Origin of the sequence: Flavobacterium sp. CS20, from assembly GCF_018080005.1 — a bacterium.
Taxonomy (GTDB): domain Bacteria; phylum Bacteroidota; class Bacteroidia; order Flavobacteriales; family Flavobacteriaceae; genus Psychroflexus.
This window is the reverse complement of record NZ_CP073015.1, coordinates 1,332,876-1,354,166: the sequence shown is the minus strand read 5'-3', so window position 1 is coordinate 1,354,166 and position 21,291 is coordinate 1,332,876. Positions and strand designations below refer to the sequence as shown.

22 protein-coding genes and 1 pseudogene are annotated in these 21,291 nt (G+C 34.1%); 3 read left to right on the top strand and 20 right to left on the bottom strand.

What is annotated here, in order from left to right; translation table 11 throughout:
* The first annotated feature begins 38 nt into the window (after nucleotides 1–38).
* Nucleotides 39–842: a 3-deoxy-8-phosphooctulonate synthase gene (kdsA, locus tag IGB25_RS06380; RefSeq protein WP_211066659.1), complete on the top strand. Its 804-nt coding sequence runs from the start codon at nucleotides 39–41 to the stop codon at nucleotides 840–842.
* A gap of 213 nt (nucleotides 843–1,055) precedes the next feature.
* Here the strand turns inward: kdsA and IGB25_RS06375 are convergent, their stop codons facing one another.
* The 16 genes and pseudogenes from IGB25_RS06375 to IGB25_RS06300 all read right to left on the bottom strand — a co-directional run bounded on the left by IGB25_RS06375 (nucleotide 1,056) and on the right by IGB25_RS06300 (nucleotide 16,069).
* Entirely contained in the window at nucleotides 1,056–1,352 is a 297-nt protein-coding gene (locus IGB25_RS06375; protein WP_211066658.1) for a type II toxin-antitoxin system RelE/ParE family toxin, read from the bottom strand.
* The gene (locus tag IGB25_RS06370; RefSeq protein WP_211066657.1) at nucleotides 1,337–1,570 is read right to left on the bottom strand and encodes a hypothetical protein; all 234 of its coding nucleotides are present in this window, start codon (nucleotides 1,568–1,570) and stop codon (nucleotides 1,337–1,339) included. Before IGB25_RS06370 ends, IGB25_RS06375 begins: the two co-directional genes overlap by 16 nt.
* 125 nt (nucleotides 1,571–1,695) lie before the next feature.
* Nucleotides 1,696–4,079: pseudogene (locus IGB25_RS06365) on the bottom strand (heavy metal translocating P-type ATPase).
* 758 nt (nucleotides 4,080–4,837) lie between these two features.
* Nucleotides 4,838–5,317 carry a peroxiredoxin gene (locus IGB25_RS06360; protein ID WP_211066656.1) on the bottom strand — a complete coding sequence of 160 codons (480 nt, stop codon included), beginning with the start codon at nucleotides 5,315–5,317 and terminating at the stop codon, nucleotides 4,838–4,840.
* 20 nt (nucleotides 5,318–5,337) lie between these two features.
* Nucleotides 5,338–6,744 (bottom strand): dihydrolipoyl dehydrogenase, encoded by a 1,407-nt coding sequence (gene lpdA, locus IGB25_RS06355; protein WP_211066655.1) that lies wholly within the window; start codon nucleotides 6,742–6,744, stop codon nucleotides 5,338–5,340.
* A gap of 87 nt (nucleotides 6,745–6,831) precedes the next feature.
* Nucleotides 6,832–7,947 carry an alkene reductase gene (locus IGB25_RS06350; protein ID WP_211066654.1) on the bottom strand — a complete coding sequence of 372 codons (1,116 nt, stop codon included), beginning with the start codon at nucleotides 7,945–7,947 and terminating at the stop codon, nucleotides 6,832–6,834.
* 227 nt (nucleotides 7,948–8,174) lie between these two features.
* On the bottom strand, nucleotides 8,175–9,233 hold the full coding sequence (locus tag IGB25_RS06345; RefSeq protein WP_211066653.1) for an NAD(P)/FAD-dependent oxidoreductase: 1,059 nt from the start codon (nucleotides 9,231–9,233) through the stop codon (nucleotides 8,175–8,177).
* A gap of 86 nt (nucleotides 9,234–9,319) precedes the next feature.
* The gene (locus IGB25_RS06340; protein WP_211066652.1) at nucleotides 9,320–9,523 is read right to left on the bottom strand and encodes a GDCCVxC domain-containing (seleno)protein; all 204 of its coding nucleotides are present in this window, start codon (nucleotides 9,521–9,523) and stop codon (nucleotides 9,320–9,322) included.
* Nucleotides 9,524–9,551: 28 nt separating this feature from the next.
* Nucleotides 9,552–10,364, bottom strand: a complete 813-nt coding sequence (gene pyrF, locus IGB25_RS06335) for an orotidine-5'-phosphate decarboxylase (RefSeq protein ID WP_211066651.1) — start codon at nucleotides 10,362–10,364, stop codon at nucleotides 9,552–9,554.
* 8 nt (nucleotides 10,365–10,372) lie between these two features.
* Nucleotides 10,373–11,449, bottom strand: coding sequence for a peptide chain release factor 1 (prfA, locus tag IGB25_RS06330; RefSeq protein WP_211066650.1), 1,077 nt, complete (start codon nucleotides 11,447–11,449; stop codon nucleotides 10,373–10,375).
* 64 nt (nucleotides 11,450–11,513) lie between these two features.
* A complete protein-coding gene (locus IGB25_RS06325; protein WP_247653650.1) occupies nucleotides 11,514–12,461 on the bottom strand; it encodes a DUF3078 domain-containing protein in 948 nt (315 codons plus the stop codon).
* Between the two features lie 110 nt (nucleotides 12,462–12,571).
* Nucleotides 12,572–13,750, bottom strand: a complete 1,179-nt coding sequence (locus tag IGB25_RS06320; RefSeq protein ID WP_211066648.1) for an AIR synthase related protein — start codon at nucleotides 13,748–13,750, stop codon at nucleotides 12,572–12,574.
* 100 nt (nucleotides 13,751–13,850) lie between these two features.
* Nucleotides 13,851–14,207, bottom strand: a complete 357-nt coding sequence (locus IGB25_RS06315) for a hypothetical protein (RefSeq protein ID WP_211066647.1) — start codon at nucleotides 14,205–14,207, stop codon at nucleotides 13,851–13,853.
* A 64-nt stretch (nucleotides 14,208–14,271) separates the two neighbouring features.
* Nucleotides 14,272–15,474 (bottom strand): 3-phosphoshikimate 1-carboxyvinyltransferase, encoded by a 1,203-nt coding sequence (locus IGB25_RS06310; protein ID WP_211066646.1) that lies wholly within the window; start codon nucleotides 15,472–15,474, stop codon nucleotides 14,272–14,274.
* Nucleotides 15,475–15,478: 4 nt separating this feature from the next.
* Nucleotides 15,479–15,742, bottom strand: coding sequence for a hypothetical protein (locus IGB25_RS06305; RefSeq protein WP_211066645.1), 264 nt, complete (start codon nucleotides 15,740–15,742; stop codon nucleotides 15,479–15,481).
* The gene (locus IGB25_RS06300) at nucleotides 15,743–16,069 is read right to left on the bottom strand and encodes a nucleotide pyrophosphohydrolase (RefSeq protein WP_211066644.1); all 327 of its coding nucleotides are present in this window, start codon (nucleotides 16,067–16,069) and stop codon (nucleotides 15,743–15,745) included.
* Nucleotides 16,070–16,367: 298 nt separating this feature from the next.
* Between IGB25_RS06300 and IGB25_RS15145 the strand changes: the two genes are divergently transcribed.
* A complete protein-coding gene (locus tag IGB25_RS15145; RefSeq protein WP_256437252.1) occupies nucleotides 16,368–16,502 on the top strand; it encodes a hypothetical protein in 135 nt (44 codons plus the stop codon).
* 115 nt (nucleotides 16,503–16,617) lie between these two features.
* Nucleotides 16,618–16,863 carry a hypothetical protein gene (locus tag IGB25_RS06295; protein ID WP_211066643.1) on the top strand — a complete coding sequence of 82 codons (246 nt, stop codon included), beginning with the start codon at nucleotides 16,618–16,620 and terminating at the stop codon, nucleotides 16,861–16,863.
* Between the two features lie 109 nt (nucleotides 16,864–16,972).
* Here the strand turns inward: IGB25_RS06295 and IGB25_RS06290 are convergent, their stop codons facing one another.
* From IGB25_RS06290 to IGB25_RS06275, 4 genes are all read right to left on the bottom strand, one after another.
* On the bottom strand, nucleotides 16,973–18,304 hold the full coding sequence (locus IGB25_RS06290) for a DUF58 domain-containing protein (protein ID WP_211066642.1): 1,332 nt from the start codon (nucleotides 18,302–18,304) through the stop codon (nucleotides 16,973–16,975).
* Complete coding sequence (locus IGB25_RS06285; protein WP_247653720.1) at nucleotides 18,304–19,230, bottom strand: MoxR family ATPase; 927 nt, start codon at nucleotides 19,228–19,230, stop codon at nucleotides 18,304–18,306. Before IGB25_RS06285 ends, IGB25_RS06290 begins: the two co-directional genes overlap by 1 nt.
* A 133-nt stretch (nucleotides 19,231–19,363) precedes the next feature.
* Nucleotides 19,364–20,557: a DUF4350 domain-containing protein gene (locus tag IGB25_RS06280; RefSeq protein ID WP_211066640.1), complete on the bottom strand. Its 1,194-nt coding sequence runs from the start codon at nucleotides 20,555–20,557 to the stop codon at nucleotides 19,364–19,366.
* A complete protein-coding gene (locus IGB25_RS06275) occupies nucleotides 20,544–21,287 on the bottom strand; it encodes a hypothetical protein (RefSeq protein WP_211066639.1) in 744 nt (247 codons plus the stop codon). The genes IGB25_RS06280 and IGB25_RS06275 overlap by 14 nt, the downstream gene beginning before the upstream one ends.
* Between the last annotated feature and the right edge of the window lie 4 nt (nucleotides 21,288–21,291).

The window sequence follows — 21,291 nt, the reverse complement described above, 5'->3', positions numbered from 1 at the left end:
CAGGGAGTTTTTAATATTTTAGTAAAAAATTATAAATAATGAATAAACTCAAACATACCGATTCCAATAATTTTTTTTTAATCGCTGGTCCGTGTGCCATTGAAGGCGAAGACATGGCTCTAAGAATTGCTGAAAAAGTAGTTAGCATCACAAACAAACTCAATATTCCATATATATTTAAAGGCAGTTTTAAAAAAGCTAACCGGAGTCGTATAGATAGTTTTACCGGAATAGGAGATGAGAAAGCTTTAAAAATACTGCGAAAAGTTTCCGAAACCTTTGATGTGCCAACCTTAACTGATATACACAAAGAAAGTGACGCCACAATGGCGACCGAATATGTGGATGTGCTTCAAATTCCAGCTTTCCTTGTCAGGCAAACCGATTTGGTGGTTGTCGCTGCAAAAACTGGCAAGTATGTCAATCTTAAAAAAGGACAATTTATGAGTCCTGAAAGTATGAAACACGCCGTTCAAAAGGTAAAAGATAGCCATAATGACAAAGTTTGGCTAACCGACAGAGGCACGATGTTTGGCTACCAAGACTTGGTAGTGGATATGCGTGGCATTCCTACAATGAAACAATTTGCACCTGTTGTGCTTGATGTGACGCATTCACTTCAACAGCCCAACCAATCTTCAGGTGTTACAGGTGGCAGACCTGATATGATAGAAACCATTGCACGTGCAGGAGTTGTCAATAATGTTGATGGATTGTTTATTGAAACGCATTTCAATCCCGCAGAAGCCAAAAGTGATGGTGCTAATATGTTGGACTTAGCTCATTTAGAAGGCTTATTAACGCGATTAGTGGAGATAAGGCAATGTGTGAATAGGTTTTGAGAAATATCTCGCAAAGGTGCAAAGGCACAAAGTTTTATAAACATTGCAGGTCTCAAGTTGTCTGTCTTTGATGAAAAATCTGTCAGTTTTTATTTGATAAAGTTAGTCATAAAGCAATCTTGTGGATTCATAGGATTGCAACAATGAATAGTTGTAGTACTGAAAATAATAGCCTAAATTTTTAATTGAACACAAACTCAAGCGTGTAACTTTTTATTTTAAATTCAGTGTTTCAGGGTTTCTTTTTTCGTGTCTAATAGAGAGTACATATAAATCATCATTAATAATTTCGTAGTAAAGCAGGTATTTGTTAATCAACTTAACTCTTACATTTTCAATTTCAGTAGTTCTCCCAATTTCAGGAAGGTATAAGAGTTTATCTAATGTTTTATCAATTAACTTATTCAGTTTTATGCTATACATACTTGAATCATTTCTGTAATTCCAGTATTCATAAATTTCAAATAGCTCAGATTTAGCTTTAACAGTCCAAATTATTCTTTTAGCCATTCTTTTATTTCAGATTGAACGTCAGCATTTGAAACTACTTCATTTTGCTCAATTTGTTCTCTTGATATTTTAATGCTTTTTTTAGCCTCAGTATCAATTAGAAAAGGCTTTTGTTCGGATTGAAATCTGATTAATCCTTCTATTTCTTTAAGCATATCACTATCATTAGTGGATGTAATACTATTGATTATGTTTAATTTTAATTCTGAATCACTCATAATAGCTTTTTAAATCAAATTTAATAAAAAATTATTTTTCATTTTTATTAAATATAGAAAATTATTTCGACTCGTAATGATTCTATGTTTTTTTTGAATCATTAAATTTACCGTTAAGCCACAAACTAAACTTCTATTTTTTTTGCTATAAAATGCGTCATCAAAGTCGTAAACCCAACAATACTAATCGAACTCAACGGCATTAAAATAGTCGCTATTACAGGTTCTAATTGACCAGTTACTGCAAAGTATAAGCCCACAATATTATAGAGAAAAGAAAACAAAAAGCTCAGCTTGATGATTCTAATTCCACGATGTGTAGCATAAATAAATTTGGGTAGAAGTGATAAGCGTTTAGCATCTAAAATGGCATCACAAGCGGGTGAAAACACATTGATATTTTCTGAAAGTGCAATGCCTAAATCACTTTGTTTTAGTGCACCAGCATCATTCAAACCATCGCCAATCATCATCACTTTTTGGTGTTTGTTTTGTTGAGTTTTGATATAATTTAATTTGTCTTCAGGCTTCTGATTGAAGTATAAAGGCGTTTCAGCAGGAAGAAACCGTTCTAAAAATTTTTTTTCGCCGATATTATCACCTGACAAAACAGCCAGTTGATAATCGTTTTTTAGTTGATGAAATAAGTCTTGAACACCTTGTCTGTAGGTGGTTTTAAAAATAAACTTACCTTTATAATGTTCATCGTTTTTATAATGCACAGCAGTTTCAAAAGTTTTGTCTTGTTGTGGTGCGTGAACAAAAGATGATGAGCCTAATTTTATATTTTTATTATTGATTTTTGCTTCAATACCTTGTCCGAGAAGCTCTTCGTAATCTTCAACAGTCATTATATCTTGACTTTGAAGAAAATGATACAATTGCCGACTTAAAGGGTGATTGGAATTTCGCAAAGTGTTTTTGAGCAAATGCCTATCCTCATCGGTAATGTTTTCGCCTTGGTAGGTAATTTCTGTGTATTCATTTTGGGTTAGAGTTCCCGTTTTATCAAAAATAATTTGGTCGATATCAGTAAGTTGTTCTAAGCTTTTGATATCTTTTAAATAAAAACCTTTTTGACCAAACAGTCTCAATAAATTTCCCATAGTAAATGGCGTGGTTAAAGCTATAGCACAAGGACAGGCAATAATCAGCACAGCCGTAAAGACATTCAATGCTAAACTCGGGTTGATAAATAACCAAACTAAAGTTGATATTGAAGCAATGCCTAATACGCCAATTGTAAAATGTTTACTGATTTTGTCTAACAATGTTTGATATGTTTCTGCTTTTTGGTTTTTAAAAGCTTCATTAGACCAAAGTCGCGTTAAATAGCTTTGCTCAACAGATTTTTCAGCGGTCATTTCAATTGAACTGCCGATTTGTTTACCACCAGCAAATATTTTATCGCCTGATGTTTTATGAACGGGCTTTTCTTCACCAGTTACAAAACTATAATCAATGTGCGCTTCGCCATTCATCAAAATACCGTCAACAGGAATTAATTCTGCATTTCTAATTAAAAGTTTGTCGCCTGCCTTGATATCGCTAACCTTAATATTGGTTTCAGTATGTTTATCAATTTTGGTTACCGCAATGGGAAAATAAGATTTGTAGTCTCTTTCAAAAGATAAATAATTGTAGGTTTTTTGTCGCACAAATTTTCCGAGTAATAAGAAAAATACCAATCCAGTTAAGCTATCAAAAAATCCAGAACCTATGTTAAAGCTAATTTCTACTGTACTACGAATAAAAAGTGTTGTGATTCCTAAAGCGATAGGGATATCAATATTTAAACTTTTGGTTTTAAGTACACTAAAAGCCGATTTAAAATAATCTTGAGCAGATAAAATACCACAGGTAATGAAAACACAAACATCAACCACCTAAAAACAGGTTTGTATTGGTCGAGCCAATATTCAGAGACTTCAAAGTATTCGGGAAATGATAAAAACATAATATTACCAAAAGCAAAACCCGCAATACCAATTTTGTAGATCAGTGAACGGTCTATTTTGCTGTCAGGTTTGTCCATATCTTCTAAACTGATATAGGGTTCATAACCTATTGAAGTTAATAAGTTAACAACTTCTTTTAGGCTTGTTTTTGTGCAGTTGAATTGAATTTGAACACTTTTTTTAGGAAAATTGACCTGCGAAGTTGAAATGTGTTTGTTGAGTTTATTCAAATTTTCTAAAATCCAAATACAAGAACTGCAATGGATATGTGGAATGTATAAGTTGACAATTTGCGTATCACCATCATTAAAATCAACAAGTTTTTCAACGATGTCGTTTTGGTCTAAAAAATCATATTTGCCTTTGAGTTCTGTCGGGGTTTTTCCTGGGGCGTTTTCAAAATCGTAGTAACAACCTAAGTCGTTTTCAGAAAAAATTTCATATACCGTTTTGCAACCGTGACAACAAAAATGTTTGTCATATGCTTCAATGTCTGTTGGCTGACATGGGTCGCCACAGTGGTAACAATGATGTGTTTTTTGAGTATTCACCTTACAAACATAAGGATAGCATCATATTTAGTTTATGATGTTGGTCAGTTTTTTTGGAAGTTTATAAGGTTTTCGAATCGTTTTTTGCTCTCGGGATTTGCTCTGAACTTTGCTGATAGGTTAAAAGCTTATAAGTTTATGATATTATGAGGCAATGGTGTTTCTTTAGTGTAATTCTTACATTCATTACAAGTTACTCCATATGCATTTTTTTTACCGCAAGGGTCGCAAGGATTTACGCCAGGTTCGCTATGTTTGATTTTGTTAAGTTAAACTGTCAATGCTTAGTGCTGATGGGTTAAGAGGTTATAAGTTTATGATATTATGAGGTTATGATGTTTTTTAGTTTAACCCTTACCTTATAAGTTATTCCATATGCATTTTTTTTACCGCAAGGGTCGCAAGGATTTACGCCAGGTTCGCTATGTTTGATTTTGTTAAGTTAAACTGTCAATGCTTAGTGCTGATGGGTTAAGAGGTTATAAGTTTATGATATTATGAGGTTATGATGTTTTTTAGTTTAACCCTTACCTTATAAGTTATTCCATATGCATTTTTTTTACCGCAAGGGTCGCAAGGATTTACGCCGTGGTCGCTATGTTTGATTTTGTTAAGTTGAACTGTCAATGCTTAGTGCTGATGGGTTAAGAGGTTATAAGTTTTAAGAGTTTTTAGGTAGATTCTTATATAGCAAACCCATCTCAATGGTCATAACTTTGGATTGGTATATTTTTTATGAAAAATGAATGAGCAGTTTCTTATTTTATCTCATCCATAAATCCCATAATTTTACTTTCACCGTTATAGACTTTAACTAACTTTTGATTTTTGTCATAGAGAAAAGCAGTTGGATAACCTTTGACGAAAAAAGTATCTGCAAATTTATAATTGTCATCTAATAAAATTTGCACATTGTTTAATGCTAAAAGTTTTGGTGCATAATTTTCAAAAAATGCGTGCGTGTCTTTGTCATTTTTGGCTGAAACTGGATATAATTTAAACTTTGTATTTTTTAAATCTTCAACGTGAAGATTTAAAGTTTTAAATGCTGTTTTACAATGGCCGCAAGTGGGATTAAAATATATGAAGTAAGCATAGGAATCTTGCGACACATCATCTTGTGTAAAAGTTTCGTTGTTTTGATTTGAAATTTCAAAATCAGGCAAAGATTTTGGGTAATCTTGAGCGAAAATTACTGATGTTGAAGTTAATGCGATTAGCAATATTATTTTTTTCATTTTTAAAGTTATTTGATTGGTTATACATGAATTGCTCTGTCTTCAGTAGCCGCAAGTGTCGCTTCTTTTACAGCTTCGGCATAGGTTGGATGAGCGTGACTCATTCTGGCTATATCTTCAGCACTGGCTCTAAATTCCATAGCTGTAACTGCTTCTGCAATTAAATCGGTCGCTCTTGCACCTATGATGTGAATGCCTAAGACTTCGTCAGTTTCTTTATCTGAAAGAATTTTGACCAAACCGTCTATGTCGCCACTGGCTCGACTACGTCCTAAGGCTCGCATAGGAAATTGCCCTGATTTGTATGCTATGTTTTCGTCTTTGAGTTGTTCTTCGGTTTTTCCAACAGATGCCACTTCAGGCCATGTGTAAATCACATTTGGAATTAAATTATAATCGATATGTGGTTTTTGACCTGCAATAACTTCAGCCACAAAAATGCCTTCTTCTTGAGCTTTATGAGCCAACATTGCACCTTTGATGACATCGCCAATAGCGTAAATATTTTCTGTAGTGGTCTGTAATTTTTCGTTGACTTCTATCTGACCTTTATCGTTTAATTTTACGCCAGCTTTATCTGCATTTAAACCTTGAGTATAAGGTTTTCTACCGACAGAAACCAAACAATAATCGCCTTCAAAAGATACTTCTTCACCTTTTTTGTTGTCGGCTTTTACGGTAACTTTATCGCCTTTGCGTTCAACAGATTTCACTTGATGTGATACAGCAAATTTTACTTTTTGCTTCTTCATCACTTTTGTCAATTCCTTGCTCAAGGCTTTGTCCATAGTCGGGGCAATTCTGTCCATATATTCTATAACAGTGACTTCAGCACCAAGGCGATTATAGACTTGACCGAGTTCTAAACCAATCACGCCACCGCCAATCACTATCAAATGTTTTGGAATTTCTTTAAGCGATAAGGCTTCAGTAGAAGTGATGATACGTTCTTTATCAATGTCTATAAATGGTAAAGAATTAGGTTTACTACCCGTAGCAATTATGGTATTTTTGGCTTCTATTTCTGTGGTTTTGTCATCGTTGTGAGTGATGACAATATGGGTTTTGTCTTTAAAAGCACCAACACCTTCGTAGGCTTTGATATCGTTTTTATCCATCAAAAAGTCAATGCCTTTTGTGGTTTGATCAACGACTTTGTCTTTGCGTTCAATCATCTTCTTGAAATTGAGACTGATGTCGCCATTTAATTCTATGCCGTGGTCTTTAAAATGTTTTTGAGCATCTTCGTAATGATGAGAAGAATCGAGTAGAGCTTTTGAAGGAATGCAACCCACATTAAGGCAAGTTCCTCCTTTTGTGGCATATTTTTCTATAATAGCCGTTTTTAAACCGAGTTGAGCACAACGAATGGCAGCAACATATCCGCCTGGTCCAGAGCCTATAACAACAACATCAAATGAATCCATAAAGTGTATTTTAGTATTTTAAATTGGGGCATAAAATTACGATTTATCTTACAACTATCCCCAATAATTTTAAATTTCTGATGTTTACTAAATTGGAGATTTTTTTTCTTCTTCCAATTTTGGATAATCAGTATAACCTTTTTCACCACTACCATAAAACGTATTTTCATCCCATTCTGCCAACTCCACATTTTTTGCAAAACGGGTAGGTAAATCTGGATTGGAAATAAACAACTTGCCAAACGCTACCATATCAGCATAGCCTTTTTCAATTATCTCATTACCGCTTTTTTGGTCAAATCCTCCATTGATCATAAGATTTCCTTTGTATAAAGGTCTAAAATGCTCGGCGACATTTTTTACTAAAAACGGTTTGTCGCTGACGTCATTAAAAGGTTCTGATAGGTGTAGATATGCCAAATCATAATCGTTTAAGCGTTTAACGATATATTCAAAAGTTGGAATGGTTTCCTCGTCGGCTTCCATGCCAAATGTACCGTGTAAAGACGGATTGAGTCTTACTCCAATTCTGTTTTCAGGCCAAAAGACTTTAACTGCATCCAAGACTTCAAACAAAAATCTTGTTCTATTTTCTCGACTACCACCAAACCTATCTTTACGCTTATTAGATGTTTGATTAAAAAATTGATGAAACAAATAACCATTAGATGCGTGAATTTCAACACCGTCAAAGCCAGCATCTACTGCATTTTTTGCCGCAAGCTTAAACTCTTGAATGGTATCTAAAACCTCCTCAGTGGTCATTGCTTTTGGCGTAACCGTATCTTTAAAACCCTTAGGCGTGTATGCTTGAACATTCGGATTAATAGCACTTGGTGCTAAGGGTTTTTCGCCATTATGAAAATCAGGATGAGAAATTCGACCAACGTGCCACAATTGAATAAAGATTTTGCCACCTTCATTGTGAACAGCTTCGGTTACTTTTTTCCAACCTTCAATTTGTTTTTGTTTATAAATATTTGCCACATTGATATAACCTCTGGCACGTTCAGAAACATGTGAGCCTTCGGTTATAATCAATCCTGCTTCAGCACGTTGTGTGTAGTATTTAACGTGTAAATCTGTTGGTGCTTCATCATCGTTATCGGCTCGACTTCTAGTCATTGGTGCCATAATAACGCGGTTTTTTAAGCTTAAATCTCCAATTTTAATAGGTTGCAGTAAGGCTTGATTATTTGACATAGTATAATATTTTAAAAATCGACACGAAACTAAGTATAACTAATTATATGATGGGTTAAAGCAAAGCTAAAAAACAATAAAGTTTTGTTTAATGAGATAGCTTCTTTTAATATTTAGCTCAGCACATCGCAATGATAGAAGAAAATGCTCATAATTGAGCATTTTTTGTCATTATTCAACAGGAAATTTCCTATTGAATAATTCGGGTTGAGTAGGTTTGAAACAAATTAGCTTGCCACTTTTTCAGAAACTTTTGAAATGTAATTAGCAAGATATTCCGCATCTTTTTTGATGCCTCCTAAAGTTGCTGAGCCTCTTGTATGAAGCCATGGCAGACCAATAAAATACAATCCTTTAGTGTTGCTTACCCCGCGTTTATGCACGGGATAGCCTTCTTTGTCTAATTCTATATCTTCAATCCAATTGAAATTAGGACGATAGCCCGTAGCCCAAATAATGTTTTTGATACCTTTTATAGATTGATTTTCTGCAATAATAGTTTTGCTTTCAGCATCGATAGTTTTTCCGACAGGAATTACATTTTTTCGGTTCAAAATGCCTTTGACATCAACGCCGATAACAGGTTGTTTTGATTTGCTGATAATTTTTCCTAACCAATTGTATTTGTTGATGCTCAGATAACCTGTTTTGCAAAACCACCACCACAAGGTTTTTCCTAGGAATTCTTGTGGCAATGTTTTGACTCGCGTTTGTCCTGAGAAATATGTGGTTCGACCTGTTTGCGAAATTTCATCTAATATTTGAAAACCCGAATCGCCAGCACCAACCACTAAGCAATCGCCATCTTGTAGTTGATTGGGATTTTTGTAGTAATTGCTGTGCCATTGCTTAATGTCTGTGCTTATTTTTTTGTAAAACGGTGGTGTATAAGGAATGTGAAAAGGTCCTGTTGCAATAATTACATTATGGGTGTTGTAGGTTTTGTGTTTTGATTCTAAAATAAATATACCTTCTTTCTTATAAATTTTAGTAATTAAAGTCTTGAGTTGAATAGGGATTTCAAATGTATCGGCATAGGTTTTAAAATACTCTGCAACTTCATATTTATTAGGATAATGACCTTTAGGTGCTGGAAATTCAAGACCTTGTAAATGGTTAAACTCTGTTGGCGTAAACAATTTTAAAGAATCCCAACGGTTGAGCCAAGACGCTCCAATTTCTTCTTCTTTGTCTAAAACTATGTAATTGGCGTTCATCTGCTTCAGCTCATAAGCCATAGACAAACCCGCTTGTGCCGCACCAACTATAATAAAATCATAAGCCATAACATCATTTCTTTTGCAAAGATGATGATTGCAAGTTGATTACGAAAACTTTAGTAAATTTTATGTTTTTTAATACTAAAAAGCTATCAACAAGATTGATTTTTCTGAACAGGTGGGCAAGGTTGTGAGCCATAACTGCAATACACACAACAGTCGTTTTCTTTTGGTTTTAAAATTTCATTACAATTTTCACATTTATAGAAAAACTCACATGCATTTTCAGGCATGGTTTCTTCTTTTTGATGTCCACATTTTGGGCAAGTGATGGTAGATGTTAATTGTATTTTCATAAATGACAAATTTCCAAATTAATTTTAATCATAAATATACCGCCATTTCTTCTTGGAGTGCTTTCGCTTTGATTTCAGCAGCTTGAGCAAAGTCTTTACCACGAGAAGCGTAAATAATGCCACGAGAAGAATTGACCAGTAAGCCACATTCTTTAGTCAAACCGTATTGGCAAACTTCTTTTAAGTTTCCGCCTTGAGCACCGACGCCAGGAACCAACAAAAATGAATGAGGAACAATCTGTCTGATTTCTTTAAAATATTCAGCTTTTGTGGCACCGACAACGTACATCAGGTTTTCTGAATTTTTCCAAGTTTGAGACGTTTTAAGCACCGTTTGATAGAGTGGAGCTTTATTGTCTAAAGTTTGGGTTTGAAAATCAAAAGCGCCTTCATTCGAAGTCAAAGCTAAAAGAATAGTGTGTTTATTTTTATAAGCCAAAAATGGTTCAACAGAATCTTTACCCATATAAGGAGCAACGGTAATGGCATCAAAGTTGAGGTCTTCAAAAAAAGCTTGGGCATATTTTGATGAAGTATTTCCGATATCGCCACGTTTAGCGTCAGCAATGGTAAATATTTCAGGATATTGATTGTTGAGATAATCAATAGTTTGTTGTAAAGCTTCCCAGCCATTGATGCCTAAGGCTTCGTAAAATGCAATATTGGGCTTGAAGGCAACCGCATATTTAGCAGTTGCGTCTATGATTTGACGGTTAAACTCAAATATAAGATTGGGATGCTTGTGGAGATGTTCAGGAATTTTGGCTAAATCTGTATCTAAACCTACACAGAGAAAACTCTGCTTAATTTTTATTTGTTGGATGAGTTTTGAAATATCCATAATAAATATTAGATAGAATCAGACATTCTTGCCAATTTTTCAGTATTGTCAACCAATTTGAGTTCGTCAATGATTTTTTGAATGTCACCATTGATGATATTATCTAAATCGTAAAGGGTTAGATTGATGCGGTGATCAGTTACACGACTTTGTGGGTAATTGTAGGTTCTGATTTTAGCACTTCTGTCGCCACTGGTTACCATATTGCCACGTTTTTCTGCATCTTCAGCTTGTTTTTTGGCAAGTTCCATTTCATAAAGTCTTGAGCGTAATACTCTAAAGGCTTTTTCTTTGTTTTTATGTTGTGATTTTTGATCTTGACATTGAGCGACAATACCCGTAGGTTCGTGAGTTAAACGTACCGCCGAATAGGTCGTGTTCACCGACTGACCACCTGGGCCTGATGAACAGAAATAGTCAATTCTAACATCATTGGGGTCAACTTCCACATCAAATTCCTCAGCTTCAGGAAACACCATCACCGTAGCAAGACTTGTATGTACACGCCCTTGGGTTTCGGTTTGTGGCACACGCTGAACACGATGTACGCCAGCTTCATATTTTAAAGTGCCGTAAACATTTTCACCGCTGACTTCAAATTGTATTTCTTTGAAACCGCCATTGGTGCCTTCACTATAATCAACCGTGCTGACTTTCCAGCCTTTTGATTCACAATATCTGGTCAACATTTTATAAATATCACCTGCAAAAATACTGGCTTCATCGCCACCTGTTCCTGCTCTGACTTCAACCACCGCATTTTTCTCATCTTCGGGGTCTTTAGGGATGAGCATAAAACGGATTTTATCTTCGAGTTTTTCAAGTTTTTCTTCAGACTCTTCAAGTCGCATTTTTGCCATTTCTACCATTTCATCGTCATCACCGTCAGCAATAATTTGTTTGGCTTCTTCTACATTGTCTTTAAGTTCAATATATTTTTCTCGTTCGTCATTAATTGCTTTAAGATCTTTGTATTCTTTGGTTAATTCTACATAACGCTTTCGATCATTGATGACGTCAGGTTGAATGATTAGATCACTAACTTCATCAAAGCGTTGTTTAAGTATATTGAGTTTGTCTAACATAGTTTTTTAAATGGATTGCAAATTTACGAAAGTTAAGCCTAAATAAAGATGGCGATAACATTATTTAAAGTTCTACGATGACTCCAATACCAAGTTGCTGTTTCCATTGAACTCTAGAGCCACCTTCTACAAAACTGCCGTCTTCTTGTTCCAATCTTATTTTTACATCATCATCATATCTAAGGTGTGAGCCAAAATTGGCTCTGATGAAACTATTCACTTTAAAATTAAAATTAATTTCCCAATCTACATCTATGTTACCAAAATTATTGATATAGTCTGTATAAAGGCTGAGTTTGTGTTTTATGATGACATTCTCAAAAAGTTCTTTTTCGTATTCATTATTGATTAAAATGCCACTCTCAACTCTTACTTTTTTGCCTTCTTTAATGATGTTGTCATTGTTGTCTCGTATGGCTTTATCTACACCAAATGCACCGTCGTTTGCTAGTTTTTGATTTAAAACAAATGTCGATTTTAAGGTCATTGGAGAAAGATACATATAAATATTTTGAGTATTGATTTTATGCTCAACACCAAGCCCCATAAAGAGATAACCAGGAGCCATAAACTGGGAGATTATTTCTGAAGTATTAGGAAAATTATAGCCGTTAAAAAATTGAGTATTAAAATTGAGTTTTCCCAAATAATACCAATTAGAGTTTTTCTTAAAGCTAAACCCCGCTTTTGAATTTATTTCTAAATGGTCTTCGGTTTTTCTAATGTCTTGGTCGCTTTGTTTGTTAGCACCGAGATTGATAATCAACTGGTTATCCCATTTAAACTTTTTGTCTTTGTAATTTCTTTCAAGTTCAATGCCGAAAAGTCCAGAAACAGAATTGGAACCACCACCATTCCAATTAGCAAAAGAGACTTCACTGGCTTGTAATCTAAGTTTATTGACTTCTGTCCAAAAGACAGGCATATCAATTCGTTTGACAAGTTCTTTTTTATTAATATCGAGTTTATCGAAGCTGTGCATTTTTTGTGGACCAAAAGTCTTTAAAAACACCTTAGGAATTTTAGTTGAAGGGATTTGAGAATATCCAAGGTGAATACTCCAAATGCAAATAATAAGGATCAGATAAATTTTTAGCTTCATCTTAAAATAAAGATAATAATTTAATATATAAAGTTTCCAACCTGAGAGGAAATGCTTAATTCGGTGTTTTGTGATGGCTCTACACGACCAATAATTTTTGCATCTACATCATAAGATTTTGAAATATTAATGATATTTTGAGCATTGTTTGGATGAGTATAAATTTCAAAGCGATGCCCCATATTAAATACTTGATACATTTCTCGCCAGTCGGTTTGACTTTCGTTTTGTATGAGTTTGAATAACGGTGGAATATCAAACATATTATCTTTGATGATTTTTAGATTTTCTACAAAGTGTAATATTTTAGTCTGAGCACCACCGTCGCAATGCACCATGCCATGAATGTCTTGTCGTGGCAATTCTTTAAAAATAGATTTTACAATTGGGGCATAAGTTCGCGTAGGAGAGAGGATGAGCTTGCCAATATCAAGGTTTAAATCTTTGTGAGAATCTGTAAGTTTTTGACTTCCTGTGTAAACTAAATCTTCAGGAACGTGACTATCAAAACTCTCGGGATATTTTTCAGCCAAATATTTATGTAAGACATCGTGTCTTGCTGAAGTTAATCCATTGCTTCCCATACCTGAATTATATTCATTTTCGTAACTTGCTTGGCCAGAAGATGCTAAACCTATGATGCAATCGCCTGCTTGAATATTGGCATTATTGATTACATCTTCACGCTTGATTCGGGCAGTAACAGTAGAGTCAACAATAATGGTTCTGACCAAATCGCCTACATCGGCGGTTTCTCCACCAGTTGTAATGATATTGATGTCGTGTTTTTTTAAGTCATCTGCAATTTGTTCAGTGCCGTTTATGATTTCAGCAATAACTTCTCCAGGGATTAAATTTTTATTTCTTCCAATGGTTGAAGATAACAAAATATTGTCAGTTGCTCCAACGCACAGCAGGTCATCAATGTTCATGATGATGGCATCTTGGGCAATGCCCTTCCAAACTGAAAGGTTGCCTGTTTCTTTCCAATACATATAGGCTAATGCAGATTTTGTACCTGCACCATCGGCATGCATTACAATGCAATGCTTGTCGCTACCTGTTAAGTAATCTGGAATAATTTTACAAAACGCTTTTGGGTATAAACCTTTGTCAATATGTTTGATAGCATTGTGAACATCTTCTTTTTGGTGTGATACGCCTCGTCTGGCATATCTATTTTGATGATTTGTATCCATGTTTACAAAAATAAGAATACTTTTGGGATTAAATTTTATTCATAAAAAAAACCGCATCACAACATTTGTGATGCGGTTTTTATAAAAAGTGTTAGAAAATTTATTTCACTGTTTCTTTAACATCATCAGCTGCATCTTCAGCCGCTTTTTTGACATCTTTAGTCGCTTTTTTAGTGCCTTCAACTGTGTTGTTAGCAAGATCTTTAACATCTTCTACTGCTTTATCAGTAGCTTCTTTGACGCTTTCTGAAGTTTCTTCTGTCGCGTCTTCAACTTCGTCTGCGGTTTCTTCTGCGCTGTCTTCAACGTCTTCAGCAGTTTCTTCAGCGGCGTCTTCAACGTCTTCGGCAGTTTCTTCTAATTGCTCTTTAGCGTTTTCTTTTTTTTCTGGCTTGCAACTTGTGATGCTTATAGCAAAAAAGGCAAGCATAGCGAGTGATAAAATTTTTTGTTTCATAATAGTTTGTTTTGATGCAATATTAAGTTAAAATTTTAACTTTTAAAAATTTTTAATAAAAATTCTAATATAAAGATTCAAAATCTTTCCAAAAATCTGGATATGATTTAGATACGACTTTAGAATTTTCAATTTTAAGCTCGGTTTTTGTGATTAAAGGAGCAAATGCCATTGCCATTCTGTGGTCGTTATAGGTTTTAACCGTTTGGTGGGATAAAATTTCATCAGGCGGTGTCATTTTCAGACTTTCATGATCTATTTCAACCGTTGCACCAAATTTTTCTAATTCATTTTTCAGGGCAACCAACCGGTCGGTTTCTTTGATTTTTAGAGTGTGCAAACCAGTCAAATTACATGAGATTTTTAAGCCTAAGCAAGTTACGGCAATAGTTTGAGCTAAATCTGGTGTGTGATTTAGGTTTTTGTTGTAATAATTGATAGCATTGTTTTGAGAGTTTTCTAAAATAATAGCATCTTTTTCAAAAGTGGTTTGGACGCCTAATTCTTTATATAATTCCGAAATTTTTGAGTCGCCTTGCAAACTTTTATTTTTATAGATACTTAATTTTAATTTTAAAGAGGGCGAAAGTGCTACCAAACTATAATAATAAGATGCTGAACTCCAGTCTGACTCAACACTAATTTTTTGCGTATCGATATCAGTTTTGGGATTGATTTCAATAGATTGATGATCGAAATTTATTTCAAACCCTAAATTTTGCATCATTTTGTAGGTCATTTTCAAATAGGGTAGAGAAGTGATTTTTGATGTAAAATTTATTTTTAATCCATTTTTGAGTTTAGGTGCAACGAGCATTAATGCACTGATGTATTGACTGCTTGTATTGGCTTGAATTTCAATTTTGTTACTTGTAATGTTAGAAGCTTGAATTTTCAACGGTGGAAATCCTTCTTTGTTGATATAATCAATTTTTGCTCCTATTTGTCTCAAGGCGTCAACCAAAATTTTTATAGGTCTGTTTTGCATGCGTTTGCTTCCTGTAAGCGTGACGGATTTATTTGTAAAACACGCATAATAAGCCGTTAAAAAACGCATTGCTGTGCCTGCATGATGAATATCGATGATGTCTTTTTGAGAAGCCAAAGCGGCTTTTAAAACCATAGTATCGTCAGATGTGGAAAGGTTGTCAATGTTTAGTTTTTTGAATAAAGCTTGAATAATGAGCAATCTGTTGCTTTCGCTTTTAGACCCACAAATATTTAAGGAATAATCTCCCGATAGGGTTTTTTGAAGCAGAGTTTTCATCAATTTAACCTTGAGTTGAATTTGATTTTTTGAGTTTACTTCTAAACTTAAAAAAACTAATGATAAAACCGTAAACAAAACCGCTGAGAATATTGGCGAAAATAAATTTAAGTAAGTTATCAGATTTCAATCGTTCTTCAACGAAGTCTTGAAGGTTAAAATTAAAAACCATACCCCAATCTACTAAGTTGTAAATAAGGATAAACATAATGGAAAGAAATATCACAGATTTCCAAAAACCTTTATGGCAAATTACTTTGGTAAACATTTATTGTAGTTTTGGGTTATTTTGGTGTCTATTGTGGTCTCTTTTTGTTTTGACTTCCATTTTTTTGTCAAAAGCGGTTTGCAAATCGATTCCAGTTTGATTGGCCAAACATAACACAACAAACATAACATCGGCAAGCTCTTCACCTAAATCTTTTTGTTTATCGCTTTCTTTTTCGCTTTGCTCGCCAAAACGACGTGCAATAATTCTGGCGACTTCGCCCACTTCTTCTGTGAGTTGAGCCATGTTGGTGAGTTCATTAAAATATCTGACACCGTGTTGGTTGATCCATTCATCGACTTGTTGTTGGGCTGTTTTTATGCTCATATTTAATTTTTTAGCAAAACTATTTTATCTGTTTCTTTATTGACTATGTTTTTATAAAAATCTTTGTAACTAATCAGTGTCAAAAATAAGACTATAAATTTTGGATAATGCAAACTGAGCATATATTTTCTTTGTGCTTATTTCAATTTTTTTTTAAAAAATTCAAATAAGCCACTCATTAGAGCTTGATTTTAAAAATCAGACCTTTATCAACATTTTTAACTTTTTGGATTGATAACTAATTGGTTAATAATTTGTTTGTTACGAACATACCACCCTATATTTGTAAGAAAAAAAGTTGGAAAAGGATAAGCTTATAGAATCACTTTTGCAGAAGGTAGAAGAACTTTCTAAAAAGCTAATTGCTTTAGAATTAGAAAATAGTCAACTTAAAGCACGACTGGCCAAATATGAAACTCCAATAAAACAGTAATAATAGCTCCATACCACCCTCAAAGGATGAAAATAGACCAAAGAGGAAAAGCCTAAGAACAAAGACAGAGCGTAAGCCAGGTGGGCAAACAGGAAGAAAAGGCAATACTTTGAAGATGGTTGAGATAACTGAAATAAAAATAAAAGTCACAGAACACAAGGTTTATAAAAAAGTTTGTCCTTGCGGTTGTGAAACAAAAAGCGACTATCCATCACAAGCAAATGCACCCGTAAGCTATGGGAATAATATTGAAAGTTTAATAGGATATTTTCATACCAGACAATACTTGCCTTTTAAGAGAATGCAAGAAATGTTCTATACGGTTTTTAATATTCCTATAAGTGAAGGAGGAATACACTAAATATTATTGATAGTTTGTGGGCTGATTAGCTAACAGTTATGTTTTCATCATAAAGCCTAATTTCGATACTCCTGACAAATTTCGAGATTTTTCGTTTTACTCTCAAAAATCACAACAAGCCTTTAGCTTTTATCTCCAAATATTTATTTATGGTATTAATGCTTAAATTTTTTGGTTTGGTCAAAATGGCTTGAATTCCATTTTTTTCAAGTTCCTTAGCCATTAATCGTTTATTGTAAGCAAAATCTGTAGCGATGGTTTTTTGATAAATACTTTGTAAGTCTTCGGTTTCAGTATGGATGAGTTGATCCAATTCTGTGTTTTCAAAAAAGATGACCACCAAAACATGCTGTCTCGAAATCGCTTTTAGATAAGGCAATTGGCGTTCAAGTGAAGAAATATGCTCAAAATTGGTAAACAAAAACAACAAACTGCGTTGGGTAACTTTTCGTTTAAGATGGGCGTAAAGCAAACCAAAATCACTGACTTTATAATCGGTTTTAATGTTGTATAAAGCTTCTGACAACACATTGATTTGCGACAGTCTGGATTGGGCTTTTCTAAAATTGTCAATGCTGTTTGAAAAAGTCAGCATCCCAACTTTGTCATTTTTTTTCAAAGCGATATTAGAAAAAGCTAAAGCCGAATTAATGGCATAATCTAATAAGCTGAGTTGTTCAAAAGGCATTTTCATCACACGACCTTTGTCAATGACATTATAAATGGGTTGTGATTTTTCATCCTGAAACTGATTGACCATCAGCTGGTTGTGTTTAGCAGTAGATTTCCAATTGATGTCTCTAATATCATCGCCTTTGACGTATTCTTTGATTTGCTCAAATTCCATGCTGTGACCGATACGTCTGATTTTTTTCATTCCAAAATCTCTGGATTGACGGTCTAAAGCCAAGAAATCGTATTTTTTCATTTGAATAAACGACGGATACACCTTGACCATTTGCTCGTTTTGAAACTTGTATCGTCGTTTAGTCAGCTTAAGTGGCGAAGACACATAACAGTTCAAATTGCCAAAATAATATTCGCCACGTTGTGTAGGTTTGAGTTGATAATCATAAGATTTTTGGTGTTTGGCATCAAGCTTTAAGGTTTTTAAAAAATCTCGTTTTTGAAATTGAACAGGAATTTCATCAATGATTTGTAATTGAATTTTAAAATTGTAACCATTTTCAAAATTAAGCATCACTACATTATTATCACTGTTTGAAAATTTACTGGGTAAAAACCGTTCTGCAAAAAAACCTTTGATGCGAAATAATGTCGCAATATCAATGATAACCAAAACCACTAAGGCATAAAATAGCAATGATGCTAAGGTAAAAAGCACAGTGAACCAATACGATAAAAAGAATAGCAAAGCTATACTGATTAAGGCTAAAAAAAAGCGTCGTGTAAAATATAAAGGTTTGAGCAGTTTAAACACTATCTTGGTATTTCAATAGATTTTACAATCATATCAACCACATCTTCGGTGGTCATGCCTTCCATTTCACGTTCGGGTGACAGGACAATTCTGTGATTAAGCACAGGTTTTAAACTGCGTTTGACATCGTCTGGTGTAACAAAATCACGGCCGTTTAAAATAGCAAAGGCTTTAGCCGTCATCATAATTGCAACAGAAGCTCTTGGCGATGCCCCTAACAACAAATGTGGGTGCTGACGTGTGTTGAGAACAATTTCAGCAATATAAGACATAATTTTAGACTCAATTTTGATCTTGTGAATGTCTGCTTTGAATTGGCTAACGCTGTCTTTGTTAATTACGGTTTCTATTTGATTGAGAAAATTTTGTGCTTTGTTTTGGTGATGCTTGTCTATAATTTTAACTTCCTCTTCAAGGTTGGGATAACTGAGTTTAATTTTAAAAATAAACCGATCGAGTTGGGCTTCGGGTAGGGCGTAAGTGCCTTCTTGTTCAATAGGATTTTGGGTGGCTAATACCATAAATGGTGCTTCCATATCGTATTGATGACCATCGATTGTAACTTGTTTTTCTTCCATCACTTCAAACAGAGCCGATTGGGTTTTAGTAGGCGCCCGATTGATTTCATCAATTAACACTAAATTGGAAAAAATTGGTCCAGCTTTAAATTCAAATTCGGCTTTTTCTGCATTAAATACAGAAGTTCCGAGCACATCACTTGGCATCAAATCGGGCGTGAACTGAATTCGACTAAAATCGGCGTTGATACTTTTTGCGAAAAGCTTAGCGGTCAGTGTTTTAGCAATTCCTGGCACGCCTTCTATTAAAACGTGACCGTTGGTTAAAAGACTCACCAAAAGCAACTCAATAAAATCGTCTTGACCTACAATGACTTTAGCAAGTTGAGCTTTTAAATCTTCAGCCATTTGTTGATACTCATTTAAAGATGGTGTTGCCGTATCTTCAGATGAAGTTTTTTCTGCAGTTTTGTTGTCTTCTAATGATTTTGAGTTTTCATCAGGTTGTTCAGACGGTTTTATATTTTGATTTTCCATAGACTTAGTTTTTAAGATTTGATATCTGTTTTTCTAATTTAAGCAATTGTTCTTTGGTAATTCTATTTTTACTTTCAATGTTTTTAATATATTTTAATAATGATTTGATATCTTGTTGCGATTTACCCGATTTTGAAGCTAATTGAACAACAAATTCATCATTCAAGTTTGCTGTTGAGATATTATATTGAGATCTGACAAAGTCAAAGAAATGTTCGATTAGCTTAGTGGCAATGCTTTTGTGGTCTTTTTTGCGATAATACATCTCAGCGATGGTTTGGGTAAACGCATAGGTTTTGTTCTCGTAAGGTTGAACGACCTTAATGGGTTTTTGTTTGCGTTTGCCTTCAAAAAAAATATAAATTACAGCTAATAGTATAAGCAAATAATACGCCCAACGCAAATGTTTGTTACTGACGAGATATTGCAATAAATGAGGCTGTTGAACCACACGTTGAGCTTTGTAATATTCATCTACAATTATTGATTTGTCATAATTTAAGCTTGATAAAACTTGCTCGGTATAATTAGCGTTATCTGCACTGACTAAAAAATAATTGGTAAACGCTTTTGGAAAAAGATGCAAGTAAAGTTCGCCTTGCCCAAATTTAGCCTTTATGAAATTTGGCAGATATTTAGTCATCGTGCTGTCGTTGTTGACTACTTTAGAATAGCCTAAAACTTGATGGTCTAAAGTATCGGTATTGGTAAAATATTCTACGTTTAGGTTTCTTTTAAAATCGTAAATTTCATCTTGATTTGTGGTGTCTAAAACGACACTAGGTTGATAGGAAAACTGGTTGTCAAATACAAATTTTTTTTTGTTTAAATTTAAAGTATCCAAAATTGTCTTTGGAAAATATTCTGCGGACATTAAAACTGTATTCCCGTTTTCAATCCAGCACAACAATTCTTTAGTATCGTATTCACCAAAACCTAAATTGCCATTAAAAAAGAGATAATTGCCTGCTTTGTAACTCTCCGTCAAGGTTTCGTAAACCGATTGATTGGTTTCTTCGCTTTGCTCAAGTTGTTCTGTAAAAATTTTATGAAAGATCTCAGCACCAAAAGGTTTTGAGTGGTTTTTCCAATAACTATCAGACCAATCCAAAGGTTTTTTGGCTGTGGATTCTAAAAACACTAAAGAACCAAACAGTACTAAAACCAAAATAAGAATATAGTTTTTAGGCTTGAGCATATTGTTTTTGGTCTAAAAGATTGTGAAATGCTTCATATTGCTGTTGAAGATTTTGAAAATAAACCTCGTCAAACTGCATTTGTCCATACCAAGTTTGCTCATAAGCTATAGTCAAGTGTTTAAAAATTTTGGAGAGTTCATTAAATTCAATTTCTCTGAGATATTCAAAGTTAGTTTTATCGTTAGTGTATTTTATGATGCCTTTTAAGTCTAATCGTTTGATGGAATTGAGATATAGATAACGAATCGCCAAACGATATTGTTGGTTTTCAATGGCTTTATCGGCCATTTTTTCAAGGTTTCGCGTCATCAATAATTCTTCTTCCTCCGTTAAGGTTACTTTAGAAGTCTTATGTTGCCTCATAATTTGGTTGTCAATATTAGACCTGGCTATGAACCAAATTAAAAACACCACAGCAACTACAAGAATTAAATAGGGCAACACTTTGAAAATAAAAAACCAAAAACTAGAATCTATACTTTGTCCAAACAGGTTTCGCCATTGCGTGCCTAACCATTCTTTAAATTCAGACCACCAATTGGTTTGAGATTCAATGCTGTAATTGTAGTCGTCGTCGGTTTTTAGCTTGTCTAATGTCTCTTGGTCAAAAATATCTTTGTCTTGAGAAACAAAGTTTGAAAAAAGATGACTTGAATTATCAACCGAATTAAAACTAAAACTAAAATAAAGACTAAATAGAGTCAATAAAAACAGCAATGATTTGCTCATACTA